This is a genomic window from Pseudoxanthomonas sp. 97-1-1, assembly GCF_057773125.1.
The window spans coordinates 313,409-327,344 of record NZ_JBYMTJ010000001.1 but is presented as its reverse complement, the minus strand read 5'-3'; the positions used below and the strand labels follow the sequence as shown (position 1 = coordinate 327,344).

Below are 13,936 nucleotides of genomic sequence, written 5' to 3'. Positions count from 1 at the left end.
CTCGGCCCGCCGCTCCGACACGACACACCAACCCGGTGGCCCAAGGCCCACCCTACGAGACTTCAAGATGACGACCCCCCACGAATCCAAAGACATCGTCCTCGCCTTTTCCGGCGGCCTCGACACCAGCTTCTGCGTGCCTTACCTAAAGGAGCGCGGCTGGAACGTGCACACCGTGTTCGCCGACACCGGCGGCGTGGATGCCGAAGAGCGCGCCTACATCGAACAGCGCGCCGCCGACCTGGGCGTCGCCAGCCACGTCACCGTCGATGGCGGCCCGGCGATCTGGGAGGGCTTCGTCAAGCCGTTCGTGTGGGCGGGCGAGGGCTACCAGGGCCAGTACCCGCTGCTGGTGTCCGATCGCTATCTCATCGTCGACGCCGCGCTGAAGCGCGCTGCCGAGTTGGGCACGAACGCGATCGCGCACGGCTGCACCGGCATGGGCAACGACCAGGTGCGCTTCGACCTCGCGGTGAAGGCCAGCGGCGACTACCGCATCGTGGCGCCGATCCGCGAGATCCAGAAGGAACACACCCAGACCCGCGCCTACGAACAGGCCTATCTGGAAGAGCGCGGCTTCGGCGTCCGCGCCAAGCAGAAGAGCTACACCATCAACGAGAACCTGCTGGGCCTGACCATGTCCGGTGGCGAGATCGATAAGTGGGAGGCCCCCGGTGAGGGTGCCCGCGGCTGGTGCGCGCCGCGTGCCGAATGGCCGGTGGAACCGTTGCGCGTCACGGTCGGCTTCAAGAACGGTGAAGCGGTCAGCCTCGACGGGCAGGCCATCGGCGGCGCCGCATTGCTGGCGAAGTTGAACGCGCTGTTCGCGCCGTATGGCGTGGGCCGTGGCGTGTACACCGGCGACACCGTGATCGGGCTGAAGGGCCGCATCGTGTTCGAAGCCCCGGGCCTGATCTCGTTGCTGGCCGCGCACCGCGCGCTGGAAGAGACCGTGCTGACCAAGCAGCAGAACCGCTTCAAGCCCGAGATCGCGCGCAAGTGGGTGGAACTGGTGTACGAAGGCTTCTACCACGACCCGTTGAAGGCCGATCTGGAAGCGTTCCTGCAGTCCTCGCAGGCCACCGTCAACGGCGAGGTCGTGCTGGAAACCCGCGGTGGTCGTGTGGACGCGGTGGCGGTGAAGTCCCCGCACATCCTCAACGCCAAGGGCGCGACCTATGCGCAGTCGGCGGACTGGGGCGTCGAGGAGGCCGAAGGCTTCATCAAGCTGTTCGGTATGAGCTCGACCCTGTGGGCCGAGATCAACCGCTGACCGGAACATGTCGATGAGCGCCATGCGCGTCAGCACGGACAAGGCGGAACTCGACCTGCCGTTGATCCATCGTTTCCTCTCGACCCAGGCTTACTGGAGCCAGGGCATCCCGGAGGAAACGGTGGCGCGCGCTGTCGCAGGCTCGCTGTGCTTCGGCGGTCACGTCGAAGGCGTCGGGCAGGTGGCGTTCGCGCGGGTCGTTTCGGACTTCGCGACATTCGCCTACCTGGCCGACGTATTCGTGCTGCCGGAACATCGTGGTCGCGGCTACAGCAAGCAGCTGGTCGCCGAGATCATGGCGCACCCGCACCTGCAGGGGCTGCGCCGGTTCATGCTGGCGACCTCCGACGCGCACGGTCTGTACGCGCCGTACGGCTTCGTGGCGCCGGCCAAGCCGCAGACGCTGATGGAAGTGTTGCACCCGGATATCTACGCCGAGACGAAAACCGCATGACTTTGCTTGCAACCACGCTCAAGCACCTGGAAGCGCTGGTGTCGTTCGATACCCGCAATCCCCCGCGCGACATCGGTACGGACGGGATCTTCGACTACCTGCGTGCGCAACTGCCGGACTTCCTCATCGAGGTGACCGATCACGGCGCTGGCGCGGTGTCGTTCTTCGCCGTGCGCGGACAGCCGAAGCGCGTGTTCAACGTGCACCTGGACACGGTGCCGTCCTCGCCCGCGTGGAGTGCGAGCCCGCACGTGCTGCGCATCGAGGGAGATCGCGCGATTGGCCTGGGCGCCTGCGACATCAAGGGTGCTGCCGCGGCACTGGTCGCTGCCGCGCAGGTGACAAAGGGCGACGCCGCGTTCCTGTTCACGACGGACGAGGAAGCGAACGATGCGCGTTGCATCGCCGCCTTCCTCGCGCGCGACCATGGCTTCGGCGAGGCGATCATCGCGGAGCCGACGCGCTGCGAGGCCGTGCTGGCGCATCGTGGCATCAGTGCCGTCCGCATGGCATTCAAGGGCCAGGCCGGGCATGCGTCCGCAGAGAACGCGCTTTCGCTCAGCGCCCTGCACAACGCCATGCGCTGGGGTACCACGGCACTGGATTTCGTGCAGGACCAGCACCACCTGCGTTTCGGCGGGCTGACCGGCCTGCGCTTCAACATTGGCCGGGTCGAAGGCGGCATCAAGGCCAACATGATCGCGCCCAGTGCGGAGGTGCGCTTCGGCTTCCGCCCGCTGCCGTCGCAGGACATGGACGAGTTGCATGCGACCTTCCGCAGCTTCGCCAATGCCGATGCGCTGGCCGACTACGAAGAGACCTTCCGTGGTCCGTCGTTGCCGTCCGGCGATGTCGCCCGTGCAGAGGAACGTCGCCTGGCTGCACGGGATCTTGCCGATGAACTCGGCCTGCCGATCGGCAACGCGGTCGACTTCTGGACGGAGGCGTCGCTGTTTTCCGCCGCCGGTCTGACCGCCTTCGTCTATGGCCCCGGTGATATCGCCCAGGCGCATACGGCGGATGAGTGGGTCTCGCTGGAGCAGTTGCAGCGGTATGCCGACAGCATCGCCAGGATCCTCCAGTAACGCGTAGGGCGGGCCCAGGCCCGCCATAGATCGTCAACGACGGTGGGCCAAGGCCCACCCTACGAAAGCAAGAGACATGGAATCCAACAAGCAAACCCGCCAGACCATCATCCGCCTGCTGTCCAGCATGGCCAGCGCGAAGGAGATCTCGCAGTACGTCAAGCGCTTCTCGCAGCTGGATGCCAAGCGCTTTGCCGTGGTCAAGGTCGGCGGTGCGGTGCTGCGCGATGATCTCGAAGCGCTGACATCGTCGCTCACGTTCCTGCAGGAAGTTGGGCTGACGCCCATCGTCGTGCACGGCGCCGGCCCTCAGCTGGACGAGGAGATGAACGCTGCCGGCATCACCAAGCAGACCGTCAACGGTCTGCGCGTCACCACGCCGGAGGTGCTCGCCATCGTGCGCAAGGTGTTCCTGCAGCAGAACCTCGCGCTGGTCGAGGCGCTGCAGCAGGTCGGCGCGCGCGCCACGTCGATTGTCTCCGGCGTGTTCGAGGCCGAGTACAAGGACCAGGCCACCTACGGCCTGGTCGGCGACGTCACCCGCATCAACCAGGCGCCCATCGAGGCCAGCCTGAAGGCCGGCTCCATTCCGGTGATCGCCAGCATGGGCGAGACCATGGGCGGGCAGATCCTCAACATCAATGCCGACTTCGCCGCCAACGAGTTGGTGCAGGTGTTGCAGCCGTACAAGATCATCTTCCTCACCGGAACCGGTGGCCTGCTGGATGCGGAGGGCCGGGTGATCGATTCGATCAACCTGTCCACCGAGTACGACGAGCTGATGGCGCAGCCGTGGATCAACGGCGGCATGCGGGTGAAGATCGAACAGATCAAGGATCTGCTGGACCGTCTGCCGCTTACCTCGTCGGTGTCGATCACCAAGCCGGCGGAACTGGCCAAGGAGCTGTTCACCCACAAGGGCTCAGGCACGCTGGTCCGCCGTGGCGAGCGCGTGCTGCGCTTCGAAGGCTCCTGGGACGGCGTGGACCTGCCACGCCTGCGCACGCTGATCGAATCCAGCTTCGGCCGCACCCTGTTGGCCGACTATTTTGAACGCACCACGCCGTACCGCATGTATGTCAGCGAGAACTATCGCACTGCCCTGATCCTGACGCAGGAGGAGGGCTTCGCCTACCTGGACAAGTTCGCCGTGCTCGATGACGCGCAGGGCGAGGGGCTGGGCCGGGCTGTCTGGCACGTGATGCGCGAAGAAAATCCGCAGCTGTTCTGGCGTTCGCGCCACAACAATGCGGTCAACATCTTCTATTACGCCGAGTCCGATGGCTGCTACAAGCAGGAGAAGTGGAAGGTGTTCTGGTACGGCATCGAGGATTTCGGCGACATCGAGCGTTGTGTGGTCCATTGCCGCACGCGACTCCCGACACTGAAGGATTGACATGGCGAGCGCCTCTCTTCCCGCCGCGTGGCAGCAGGTCCCCGTCCTGATGGGGCGCCATGCGCGTCTTGAGCCGATGTCGCGTGATCACGTCGATGGCCTGCGTGCTGCATTGTCGGGCGATGCCCTGGCCGCGCTGTGGTTCACGCAGGTGGCCAAGGCGGCGGACGCGGCGGCCTACGTCGACACGGTGCTGGCGGCGCAGGCCGACGGTCGCGTGCTGCCCTTCGTGGTGCGGGATGCGGGCGGGCGCGTCGTCGGCAGCACGCGCTTCTACGGGTTGGAAGCCGACGTTCCCAAGCTCAGCATCGGCTACACCTGGTATACGCCTGATGTTCAACGCACCGGCGTGAACACGGAAGCCAAGCTGCTGCTGCTCACGCACGCGTTCGAGACGTTGGGCTGCATCAGCGTGGTGTTCGAGACCAGCTGGTTCAACCACCGTTCGCGCACCGCGATCGCCCGGCTGGGCGCGAAGCAGGACGGCGTGCTCCGCAACCACAAGCGCCACACCGACGGCTCGCCGCGCGACACTGTCGTCTTCTCGATCATCGATGGCGAATGGCCGGCGGTGAAACGCAACCTGCTGGCCAAGCTGGCCCGGCACGAACAGGATTCCCCATGAGTACCCCCAAGACCGTCGGCATCGTCGGCGCCCGCGGCCACACCGGCGCCGAGTTGATCCGCCTGATTGCGCGCCATCCGCACCTCGAACTGGTGTTCGTGTCCTCGCGCGAGCTCGACGGGCAGAAGGTCAGCGACCATATCGAAGGGTTCACCGGCGAGTTGCGCTACGAGAGCCTGAGCCATGAGCAGGTCGGCGCGAAGGGTGCCGACGCCGTGATCCTGGCGCTGCCCAACGGCAAGGCGGCCGAGCTGGTCGCGGCCATCGATGCGCAGGCGCCCGACACCGTCGTGGTCGACCTGTCGGCGGATTTCCGCTTTGACGAGCGCTGGTACTACGGCCTGCCGGAACTGACCCGGCAGAAGTACGCCGGCCAGAAGCGCATCAGCAATCCCGGCTGCTACGCCACCGCCATGCAGCTGGCGATCGCGCCGCTGCGGGACCGGCTGGCCGGACCGCCGCAGTGCTTCGGCGTGTCCGGTTACTCCGGCGCGGGCACCACGCCATCGGACAAGAACAACACCGACCTGCTTCGCGACAACCTGATGCCGTACGCGCTTACCGACCACATGCACGAACGCGAGGTCAGCCGCCAGCTCGGCGTGCCGGTCGAGTTCATGCCGCACGTGGCGCCGCATTTCCGCGGCATCACCATGACGGTCAACCTGTGGCTGCAGCAACCGGCGAAGGTGGAAGACATTCGCGCGCTCTATCGCGAACGCTATGCACACGAACCGCTGATCCATGTCCTGGACGATGCGCCGTGGGTCAGCCGCATTGCCGGCAAGCATGGCGTGGAGATCGGTGGATTCACCCTGGCACCCGGCGGCAAGCGCCTGGTCGTGGTGGCGACGCTCGACAACCTGCTCAAGGGTGCGGCAACGCAGGCGATGCAGAACCTCAACCTCGCGTTCGGGTTCGGAGAATTGGAAAGCATTCCGCAGGAGACGATGGCATGAGCGAGCTGTTGTGGCAGAAGCCCGGCGTGGCGGTGGATGCCGAGATCCAGCGCTTCCTGGCCGGCGACGACGTGGTGCTGGATCGCGAGTTCTTCCTGCACGACATCCAGGCGAGCACTGCGCATGCGGAAGGCCTGCAGCGCATCGGCATCCTCTCGGGCGACGAACTGGCGGGGCTGAAGCGCGAACTCGCGGTGCTGGCGGATGACTTCCGCGCCGGACGCTTCGTGCTGGACGAGCGTTTCGAGGACGGTCACTCCGCCATCGAGGCGAGGCTGACGGAGCGCCTGGGGGATGCCGGCCGCAAGATCCATACCGGCCGCAGCCGCAACGACCAGATCCTGGTGGCCACGCGGCTGTGGCTGAAGGAGAAGCTGGCCCGCGTGGCCGTGCTGTCGCGCGAGATCGCCAAGGTGGCGCTGGACCGCGCGCAGGTCGAGCGCGACCTGCCGATCCCGGGCTACACGCACATCCAGCGTGCCGTCGTCTCCTCGGCCGGCATGTGGTGGGCGGGATGGGCGGAAGCCTTCATCGACAACACGACGCGCGCGCGCGACACGTTGAAGCTGGTCGACGCCAATCCGCTTGGCACCGCCGCAGGATATGGCGTCAACCTGAAACTGGACCGCGAGCACACCACGGCCGCCCTGGGTTTCGCGCGTATGCAGATCAGCCCCATCTATGCGCAGCTTTCGCGCGGAAAGTTCGAGATGGCGGCACTGGAGGCGCTGGGTGCGGCGACGCTCGACCTGCGCCGCATCGCCTGGGATCTGTCGCTGTTTACCAGCGCCGAGTTCGGTTTCGTCGCGCTGCCGGCACAGTACACGACGGGCAGTTCGATCATGCCGAACAAGCGCAATCCCGATGTCATCGAGCTGATGCGCGCCACGCATGCTAGCGTCGCGGCGGCACGCACGGAGATCGAGCAGCTTCTGTCCTTGCCGTCGGGCTACCACCGTGACCTGCAGGCCAGCAAGGGCGCGATCTTCCACGGCTTCGGACGCGGTCTGCCGGCGCTGGAGCTGTTGCCGGCACTGCTGGCCAACCTGGAGTGGCGCGAGGATCGGCTGCGTGCCGCGATCGACTCCGGCATGTACGCCACCGACGTGGCGGTCGAGGCGGCGGTCGCGGGCGTTCCATTCCGCGATGCCTACAAGGCCGCTGCTGCATCGGCGGACAGTGCAGGGCAGGGGCGTACGCCTGAGGGCAGCCTTGCCGCACGCGTGTCGCCGGGCGCGGGCGCGGACCTGCGTCTTGGCGAACTGCTCGCGCGCTGGAACGCGCTGTGACGCGCTACCTCGTCATGGCCATGCGGCGGCCATCCTTCGACGAATCCGTCATCGCGCCGCATCTTGCGTTCCTGGACGCGCTGCGCGCTGCAGGACAGCTGGAGATGACGGGCGGGTTCAGCGACAGGACCGGCGGGGCGTACGTGCTGGTGAACGTGGCGTCGCTGGAGGATGCGCGCGCGATCGCCGCACGCGATCCCCTGGCGCTGACCGGCACGTCCGATCTCACCGTCCACGAATGGAATACACGCTGAGCTGACACGATGAACCACGCCACGCCGCTTCCGTTCGCAGAACAACCGTTGCCGGCCTGGCGGCGCGCCGTGCTCAAGGTCGGCAGCAGTCTGCTGGCCGCGGAAGGCGAAGGGCTCAGCCCGCGTCACGCGCTCAGCCTGGCGCAGTTCGTGTCGTCGAGCATCGCAGCGGGCAGGGAAGTGGTGATCGTGTCATCGGGAGCGGTCGCCGCCGGGCGCGGGTTGCTGAACCGCAAGCCGCGCGCAGGCGCTGCGATGGCCGAGCGGCAGGCGCTGGCGGCGCTGGGGCAGGCGCGGTTGATCGCCTTGTGGCAGCGCTTCTTCGACAGGCCGGTGGCGCAGGTGCTGCTGACCCACGATGACCTGCGCAATCGTCGCCGCTATCTCAACGCACGCGCCACGCTGCAGGAATTGCTGGCGCTGGGCGCGCTGCCGGTGATCAACGAGAACGACACCGTGTCGGTGGACGAACTGAAGCTTGGCGACAACGACAACCTGGCGGCCGTCGTCGCCGCCCTGATCGATGCGGATGCGCTGTTCATCGCCACCGACATCGATGGCTTCTATACCGCGAACCCCCGCACCCACGCTGAAGCGCGCCCGATCCTCGACGTCGAGGCGTTGACCCCCGACTTCTTCGCCATGGCGGGAGGAGCCGGCAGCGGCGTGGGCACCGGCGGCATGCATACCAAACTGGAGGCTGCGGCCAAGGCGGCGGCGGCTGGCATCGAGACGTTCCTGTTCAATGGCACGCAGGCCGGTACCGTGGCGGCGTTGGAACGCGGTGCACTGGTCGGTACGCGCTTCCGGCCCGCGCAGAATCGGCTGGCTGCACGCAAGTACTGGCTGCGCAATGTGCCGGTGGAGGCGGGCGCCATCGTGGTCGATGCAGGCGCGGCCAACGCAATGGTGCAGAAAGGCGCGTCGCTGCTGCCGGGAGGCGTGGCTACCGCCGAGGGTGATTTCCGGCGAGGCGACATGGTCGAGCTCGTCCTGCGTGGCGATGATGGCGACCGGCGCATCGCGCGCGGCGTCAGCCAGTATTCCGCCGTGGATGTGCGCCGCATCGCGCGCCGCCACTCGCGCGATATCGAGGCCATACTCGGCTATACCTATGGCGAGAACGTCGTGCATCGCGACGATCTGGTGCTGCTGTGAAGCGTATGCGTCGAAGAGCCTGCAAGGAGGTCGCATGACCGACATCAAGACCCTGGCCATGCAATGCCGCGATGCGTCGCAGGCCATCGCCACGTTGTCCTCCGCGTCCAGGAACGCCTTGCTGCACGCGATGGCGGATGCGCTGCTGGCAGACGAGGCGACCATCCTGGCCGCCAATGCGCGCGACATCGCGGCGGCGGAAGCGAAGGGCGTCGGCAGTGCCATGCTCGATCGGTTGCGCCTGGATGCGCAACGCCTGCACGGAATCGCCTCTGCCGTGCGCGACGTGGCCGGACTGCCGGATCCGGTCGGGCAGATCACCCGTGCTTACGACCGGCCGAACGGCATCCATGTCGAACGCGTACGCGTGCCGCTGGGCGTGATCGCGATGATCTACGAGGCACGTCCGAACGTTACCGCCGATGCCGCCGCTTTATGCCTGAAGGCGGGTAACGCCGTGATCCTGCGTGGCGGATCGGAAGCCATCCACTCGAACACCGCCATTGCGGCGGCGCTCAAGCGCGCACTGCGCGAGGCCGGGTTGCCCGAGGCCGTACTGACCCTGGTCGAAGACCTGCGCCGGGAGACCATCCTGGAACTGATCCAGTTGAACGACATCGTCGACCTGGTGATTCCGCGCGGGGGCGAGGGGTTGATCCGCTTCGTCGCCGAACACGCGCGCGTACCGGTGATCAAGCACTACAAGGGGGTCTGCCACCAGTACGTGGATGCCGGCGCGGACGAGGATCTGGCGCTGGACCTGCTGCTGGATGGCAAGGCGTCCCGCCCGTCGGCCTGCAATTCGCTGGAGACGCTGCTGGTCCATCGCGACATGGCGCCGGGCTTCCTTCCGCGCGCTGTGGCTGCGCTGCGCGCGCGCGGCGTCGAGGTGCGCGTGGACGAGGCGGGCAGGGCTTTCGTGCCGGATGCCGCTGCAGCGACCGATGAGGATTTCGCCGCCGAGTTCCTGGACCTGGTACTGGCGATCGGCGTGGTGGAGGACCTGGATGCCGCCATTGCCCACGTGCGTCGCTACACTTCCGACCACACCGAGGTGATCGTGACCCGCGACCCGGCGCACGCGGAGATCTTCGTCAATGCACTGCGTTCGGCCGTGGTGATGGTCAATGCCTCGTCGCGCTTCTCCGATGGGGGCGAACTCGGGCTGGGCGCGGAGATCGGCATCTCGACCACCCGCCTGCATTCCTATGGGCCCATGGGGCTGGAAGCGCTCACCATCGAACGTTTCGTGGTGAAGGGCGAGGGACAGGTCCGGCACCCGGACCTGCTTGTCGCGGCGCAGGGCAAAAAGTGACGCGAAACGTCATAAAAATGTGATGTGCGCCTCAAAAGTGAGTTAAAAGCCCGTTATCCAGTAACGTGACATGTGGCACGACAATTGCGTCATGGGGGAGCCTCCTGTCGATGCAGCCCCCCCATGTACGACGTCAAGACTTCCCTCCCGCCCCCGGACACGTCCCTCCCGGAACCCGTCCCGGATCAGTGGATGCCGGCAAGCACCGCGCCTGCGCGGCGGCGCTTCTATGTGCCGATCCGGTTCAAGTACACCCTCATCCTGCTGGTGTCGCTAGCCTGGGCGGCGGTGTCGGTGAAGTTGTCCCAGCCCTGGCTGTCTGAACTCTCCAAGCCGCTGGGCTTCGGGCTGGCCCTGTTCGTGATCGCGTTCATCGCGTACGTGCCGGGCTTCATGAATGCCTTCCTGATCGGCTCCATCCTGTCCGACCGCCGCCCGATGCTGCGCAAGTACGACCGCCTGCCGGACGTCTGCGTGCTGGTCGCCAGCTACAACGAGAGCGAGAACATCGCCGATACGCTCACCAGCCTCGCCCGCCAGGACTATCCCGGCAACATGGAAGTGGTGGTGATCGATGACGGCTCGACCGACGACAGCCTTGCCATCGCCCGCGCGATGGCAGCGCAGCTCGGTCGCCCCGGGTTGCAGATCCGCGTGCTGGCGCAGCCGAAGAACGGCGGCAAGTCCAAGGCGCTGAACCGGGGGCTCGCAGAGACCCGCCAGGCGCTGGTGGTGACCGTGGACGGCGACTCCTACCTGCGCGCCGATGCGCTGCGCAAGCTGGTCGAGCGCTTCCTGTCCGATCCGCCGGGCACGGTGGCCGTGGCCGGCGCGGTGCTGGTGCGCAATTCGCGCGAGAACTGGCTGACCCGCAGCCAGGAGTGGGACTACTTCCACGGCATCGCCGCGGTGAAGCGCATGCAGAGCATGTACCACGGCACGCTGGTGGCGCAGGGCGCGTTTTCGCTCTACACCCGCGAATCGCTGGAAGGCGTGGGCGGCTGGCCCGAATGCGTCGGCGAAGACATCGTGGTGTCGTGGGCGCTGCTGGAGACCGGCGCGCGCATCGGCTACTGCGAGGAAGCCTGCCTGTTCACCAAGGTGCCGACGAAGGTGGGGCAGTTCGCCCGCCAGCGGCAGCGCTGGTCGCGCGGCCTGATGGAAGCATTCGCGCGCCACGGCCGCCTGCTGGTGAAGCCGCGCATGACCACGCTGTTCATCTGGTGGAACCTGCTGTTCCTGCCGCTGGACCTGGTGTACACGTTCGCCTTCATTCCGGGCATCGTGCTTGCCTTCTTCGGCTATTACTGGATCGCCGGCATCATGACGCTGCTGGTGCTGCCGCTGGCGGCGCTCTGGAACATCGTCATCTTCCGCGTGCAGTCGCGCATGTTCAAAAGCCAGGACCTGCGGGTGCGGCGGAACATCTCCGGCTTCGTGTTCTACACGCTGGCCTACACCATGATCCTGCAGCCGGTGTGCGTGATGGGTTACGCCGCCGAACTGCTGCGCCTGCGCAAGACCTGGGGGACCAAGTGATGAAGCCCTATCTCCTGAGCGCCGCGCTGGCGCTGGCCGCCACGGCGCCTGCTGCGCTGGCGCAGACGGAAACCGACGGGAACAAGCAGGCCGTGCGCACCGATCTGTGGGTGGGTTCGGATGCGGACGGCAACGAGGCCCGCAAGCTGGCGCTGGGCTGGGACGTGGACCATCGCGACATCGAGCACTGGTGGGGCGTGAAGGTGGAACACGCGCGCTTTTCCGGGCGAGGCTGGCGCGACGACCAGGATCGCGTGTTCGTCAGTGGCGCGGGCGATGCGGGCGAGCGGTGGCGGTGGGACGGTGATGTGGGCACGAACGGGGACGACCTGATCGGCCGTGCCTCGATCCACAGCCGCGATGCGTACCGCAAGGAGTTCTTCATCGAACGCGATGTGCTGGAGACGCGCAATGGTGTCGCACAGGGCTGGGTGCAGACCTTCGCAGGCGCGGGTATCGATGTGCCGATGGGCGAGCGGTGGTCGGCCAGCGGCGTGGCCGGTCTGCAGGACTTCGGCGTGGGCGACAACCTGCGCACGCATCTGCGCGGCAACGTGGTGTTCGCGGTGGCGCCGGAGCAGGGCGTCAGCCTGCAGCTGCGCACGCGCTACTACCGCAACAGCGAGCCGCGCGAGGCGGACTACTATTCGCCACGCTGGTATGGCGAGGCGCTGGGCGTGGTGGGCTGGCGCCGGCATGTGGGCGGTTACCAGTACACGGCGCGCGCGGGCCTGGGCCGGCAACGCAGCGCGGGCGATACGTCCAAGCGGGCGCGGATGCTGGAAGTGGGCGTGGAGACGCCGCGCTGGAAGGATGCGTGGCTGCGGCTTGATGCTGGGTACACCGATACGCCGGTGCTGACGGATACGGGGACGGACAGCTATTCGTACCGGTATCTGCGGTTGCAGGCGTTTGTGGCGTTCTGACCACAGCCTTGCATCGGGCATGAAAAAAGCCGGCGCAAGGCCGGCTTTTTCAATTGGTCGGGGAGACAGGATTCGAACCTGCGACCTCTACGTCCCGAACGTAGCGCTCTACCAGACTGAGCTACACCCCGACTGAGCGCGACATTGTAGTGAACGACCCCGGTCCCGGCAAGACCCGGAGCCGACTTTCCGCCCCGGCCGGGCCCGCACAGCCGGAAGGCTGCGGCCGATGGCGCCGGACCCGTAAAATGCCCGGTCTACGCATGTCGGAGTTGCCCGCTTGATCAAGCCCCGTACGCCGCCCGGAGTGATGGAACTGCTCCCGCGCGAACAGATCGCCTTCCAGCGCATGCTGGACACCATCCGCCGCAACTACGAGCGCTTCGGCTTCCTGCCGGTGGAAACGCCGGTATTCGAGCTGTCCGAGACGCTGCTGACCAAGTCCGGCGGCGAGACCGAGCGCCAGGTGTACTTCGTGCAGTCGACCGGTGCGCTGGCGAAGGAAGGCGAGGGCCTGCCCGAACTGGCCCTGCGCTTCGACCTGACCGTGCCGCTGGCCCGCTACGTGGCCGAGCACGAACACGAACTGACCTTCCCGTTCCGCCGCTACCAGATCCAGCGCGTCTACCGCGGCGAACGCCAGCAGCGCGGCCGCTTCCGCGAGTTCTACCAGTGCGATATCGACGTGATCGGCAAGGACGCGCTGAGCGTACGCTTCGATGCCGAGATCCTGGCGGTGATCCATGCCGTCTTCAGTGAGCTGGGCATCGGCGACTTCACCATCCAGCTGAACAACCGCAAGCTGATGCGCGGCTTCTTCGAGGCGCAGGGCGTCACCGACAGCGAGCAGCAGGCACTGGTGCTGCGTGAAGTCGACAAACTGGACAAGCGCGGCGCCGACTACGTGCGCGAGACACTGACCGGCGAAGGCTTCGGCATGTCGGCCGAGGGCGTGGACCGCATCCTCGACTTCGTCGCCGTGCGCAGCACCGGCCACGCCGACGCGCTGGCGCGCCTGGACGCGCTGGGGCAGGGCAGCGACACCTTCAACCAGGGCATCGCCGAACTGCGCGAGGTGCTGGAACTGGTCAGGGCGCTGGGCGTGCCCGAGGACGCGTACTGCCTGAACTTCTCCATCGCGCGCGGCCTGGACTACTACACCGGCACGGTCTACGAGACCCAGCTGGACGGCTATCCGCAGATCGGCTCGATCTGCTCGGGTGGCCGCTACGAAGACCTGGCCAGCCACTACACCAAGTCGAAGCTGCCCGGCGTGGGCATCTCGATCGGCCTGACCCGCCTGTTCTGGCAACTGCGCGAGGCCGGCCTGATCGCGGGCAGCGACGAGAGCAGCGTGCAGGCCATGGTCGCGCTGATGGACGATGGGCAGCTGGCCGAGTCGCTCGATATTGCCCGCCGCCTGCGCGCGGCCGGCATCAACACCGAAGTGCAGATGGAGGGCCGCAAGCTGGCCAAGCAGTTCCAGTACGCCTCGCGCGCGGGCATCCGCTTCGTGGTGCTGGCCGGCGAGGACGAACTGGCGCGTGGCGCGGTGACCGTCAAGGACCTGTTGCGCGAGCAGCAGTTCGAAGTGAAGCGCGAAGAGCTTGCCAGCAGCCTGAAGGTGGAGCTTGAGCAGGCACGCGTATTGGCGGGGCGCTGA

The 13,936-nt window shown here is 66.7% G+C and carries 13 protein-coding genes and 1 tRNA gene; 13 read left to right on the top strand and 1 reads right to left on the bottom strand.

The genetic code is table 11. From position 1 onward, the window contains the following. Nucleotides 1-67: 67 nt before the first annotated feature. The 12 genes from AC3DET_RS01490 (at nucleotide 68) to AC3DET_RS01435 (ending at nucleotide 12,273) form a co-directional block, all read left to right on the top strand. Nucleotides 68-1,273: an argininosuccinate synthase gene (locus tag AC3DET_RS01490; RefSeq protein ID WP_337730029.1), complete on the top strand. Its 1,206-nt coding sequence runs from the start codon at nucleotides 68-70 to the stop codon at nucleotides 1,271-1,273. A 7-nt stretch (nucleotides 1,274-1,280) separates the two neighbouring features. Beyond that, on the top strand, nucleotides 1,281-1,727 hold the full coding sequence (locus tag AC3DET_RS01485; RefSeq protein ID WP_488390503.1) for a GNAT family N-acetyltransferase: 447 nt from the start codon (nucleotides 1,281-1,283) through the stop codon (nucleotides 1,725-1,727). Then, nucleotides 1,724-2,812, top strand: coding sequence for an acetylornithine deacetylase (locus AC3DET_RS01480; protein WP_488390502.1), 1,089 nt, complete (start codon nucleotides 1,724-1,726; stop codon nucleotides 2,810-2,812). Before AC3DET_RS01485 ends, AC3DET_RS01480 begins: the two co-directional genes overlap by 4 nt. A 76-nt stretch (nucleotides 2,813-2,888) precedes the next feature. Next, nucleotides 2,889-4,208, top strand: a complete 1,320-nt coding sequence (locus tag AC3DET_RS01475) for an acetylglutamate kinase (RefSeq protein WP_488390501.1) — start codon at nucleotides 2,889-2,891, stop codon at nucleotides 4,206-4,208. A gap of 1 nt (nucleotide 4,209) precedes the next feature. Next, on the top strand, nucleotides 4,210-4,833 hold the full coding sequence (locus tag AC3DET_RS01470) for a GNAT family N-acetyltransferase (RefSeq protein ID WP_488390500.1): 624 nt from the start codon (nucleotides 4,210-4,212) through the stop codon (nucleotides 4,831-4,833). Continuing rightward, nucleotides 4,830-5,792: an N-acetyl-gamma-glutamyl-phosphate reductase gene (gene argC / locus AC3DET_RS01465; protein WP_488390499.1), complete on the top strand. Its 963-nt coding sequence runs from the start codon at nucleotides 4,830-4,832 to the stop codon at nucleotides 5,790-5,792. The genes AC3DET_RS01470 and argC overlap by 4 nt, the downstream gene beginning before the upstream one ends. Further along, nucleotides 5,789-7,081, top strand: coding sequence for an argininosuccinate lyase (gene argH / locus AC3DET_RS01460; protein ID WP_337730023.1), 1,293 nt, complete (start codon nucleotides 5,789-5,791; stop codon nucleotides 7,079-7,081). Before argC ends, argH begins: the two co-directional genes overlap by 4 nt. Nucleotides 7,082-7,095: 14 nt before the next feature. Further along, nucleotides 7,096-7,335 carry a YciI family protein gene (locus AC3DET_RS01455; protein WP_192201287.1) on the top strand — a complete coding sequence of 80 codons (240 nt, stop codon included), beginning with the start codon at nucleotides 7,096-7,098 and terminating at the stop codon, nucleotides 7,333-7,335. 9 nt (nucleotides 7,336-7,344) lie between these two features. Then, entirely contained in the window at nucleotides 7,345-8,493 is a 1,149-nt protein-coding gene (proB, locus tag AC3DET_RS01450) for a glutamate 5-kinase (protein ID WP_337730022.1), read from the top strand. 34 nt (nucleotides 8,494-8,527) lie between these two features. After that, nucleotides 8,528-9,808, top strand: a complete 1,281-nt coding sequence (locus AC3DET_RS01445) for a glutamate-5-semialdehyde dehydrogenase (protein WP_488390498.1) — start codon at nucleotides 8,528-8,530, stop codon at nucleotides 9,806-9,808. Between the two features lie 192 nt (nucleotides 9,809-10,000). After that, complete coding sequence (locus AC3DET_RS01440; RefSeq protein ID WP_337730020.1) at nucleotides 10,001-11,347, top strand: glycosyltransferase family 2 protein; 1,347 nt, start codon at nucleotides 10,001-10,003, stop codon at nucleotides 11,345-11,347. Then, the gene (locus AC3DET_RS01435; protein WP_488390497.1) at nucleotides 11,347-12,273 is read left to right on the top strand and encodes a hypothetical protein; all 927 of its coding nucleotides are present in this window, start codon (nucleotides 11,347-11,349) and stop codon (nucleotides 12,271-12,273) included. Before AC3DET_RS01440 ends, AC3DET_RS01435 begins: the two co-directional genes overlap by 1 nt. 54 nt (nucleotides 12,274-12,327) lie before the next feature. Here the strand turns inward: AC3DET_RS01435 and AC3DET_RS01430 are convergent. Continuing rightward, nucleotides 12,328-12,404, bottom strand: a tRNA-Pro gene (locus AC3DET_RS01430). Between the two features lie 149 nt (nucleotides 12,405-12,553). Between AC3DET_RS01430 and hisS the strand changes: the two genes are divergently transcribed. Further along, entirely contained in the window at nucleotides 12,554-13,936 is a 1,383-nt protein-coding gene (gene hisS / locus AC3DET_RS01425; RefSeq protein ID WP_488390496.1) for a histidine--tRNA ligase, read from the top strand.

What these genes read in the sequence shown, in the direction of transcription:
- AC3DET_RS01490 (WP_337730029.1), top strand. Translation starts at nt 68, where the DNA reads ATGACGACCCCCCACGAATCCAAAGACATCGTCCTCGCCTTTTCCGGC.
- AC3DET_RS01485 (WP_488390503.1), top strand. Translation starts at nt 1,281, where the DNA reads ATGTCGATGAGCGCCATGCGCGTCAGCACGGACAAGGCGGAACTCGAC.
- AC3DET_RS01480 (WP_488390502.1), top strand. Translation starts at nt 1,724, where the DNA reads ATGACTTTGCTTGCAACCACGCTCAAGCACCTGGAAGCGCTGGTGTCG.
- AC3DET_RS01475 (WP_488390501.1), top strand. Translation starts at nt 2,889, where the DNA reads ATGGAATCCAACAAGCAAACCCGCCAGACCATCATCCGCCTGCTGTCC.
- AC3DET_RS01470 (WP_488390500.1), top strand. Translation starts at nt 4,210, where the DNA reads ATGGCGAGCGCCTCTCTTCCCGCCGCGTGGCAGCAGGTCCCCGTCCTG.
- argC (WP_488390499.1), top strand. Translation starts at nt 4,830, where the DNA reads ATGAGTACCCCCAAGACCGTCGGCATCGTCGGCGCCCGCGGCCACACC.
- argH (WP_337730023.1), top strand. Translation starts at nt 5,789, where the DNA reads ATGAGCGAGCTGTTGTGGCAGAAGCCCGGCGTGGCGGTGGATGCCGAG.
- AC3DET_RS01455 (WP_192201287.1), top strand. Translation starts at nt 7,096, where the DNA reads ATGGCCATGCGGCGGCCATCCTTCGACGAATCCGTCATCGCGCCGCAT.
- proB (WP_337730022.1), top strand. Translation starts at nt 7,345, where the DNA reads ATGAACCACGCCACGCCGCTTCCGTTCGCAGAACAACCGTTGCCGGCC.
- AC3DET_RS01445 (WP_488390498.1), top strand. Translation starts at nt 8,528, where the DNA reads ATGACCGACATCAAGACCCTGGCCATGCAATGCCGCGATGCGTCGCAG.
- AC3DET_RS01440 (WP_337730020.1), top strand. Translation starts at nt 10,001, where the DNA reads ATGCCGGCAAGCACCGCGCCTGCGCGGCGGCGCTTCTATGTGCCGATC.
- AC3DET_RS01435 (WP_488390497.1), top strand. Translation starts at nt 11,347, where the DNA reads ATGAAGCCCTATCTCCTGAGCGCCGCGCTGGCGCTGGCCGCCACGGCG.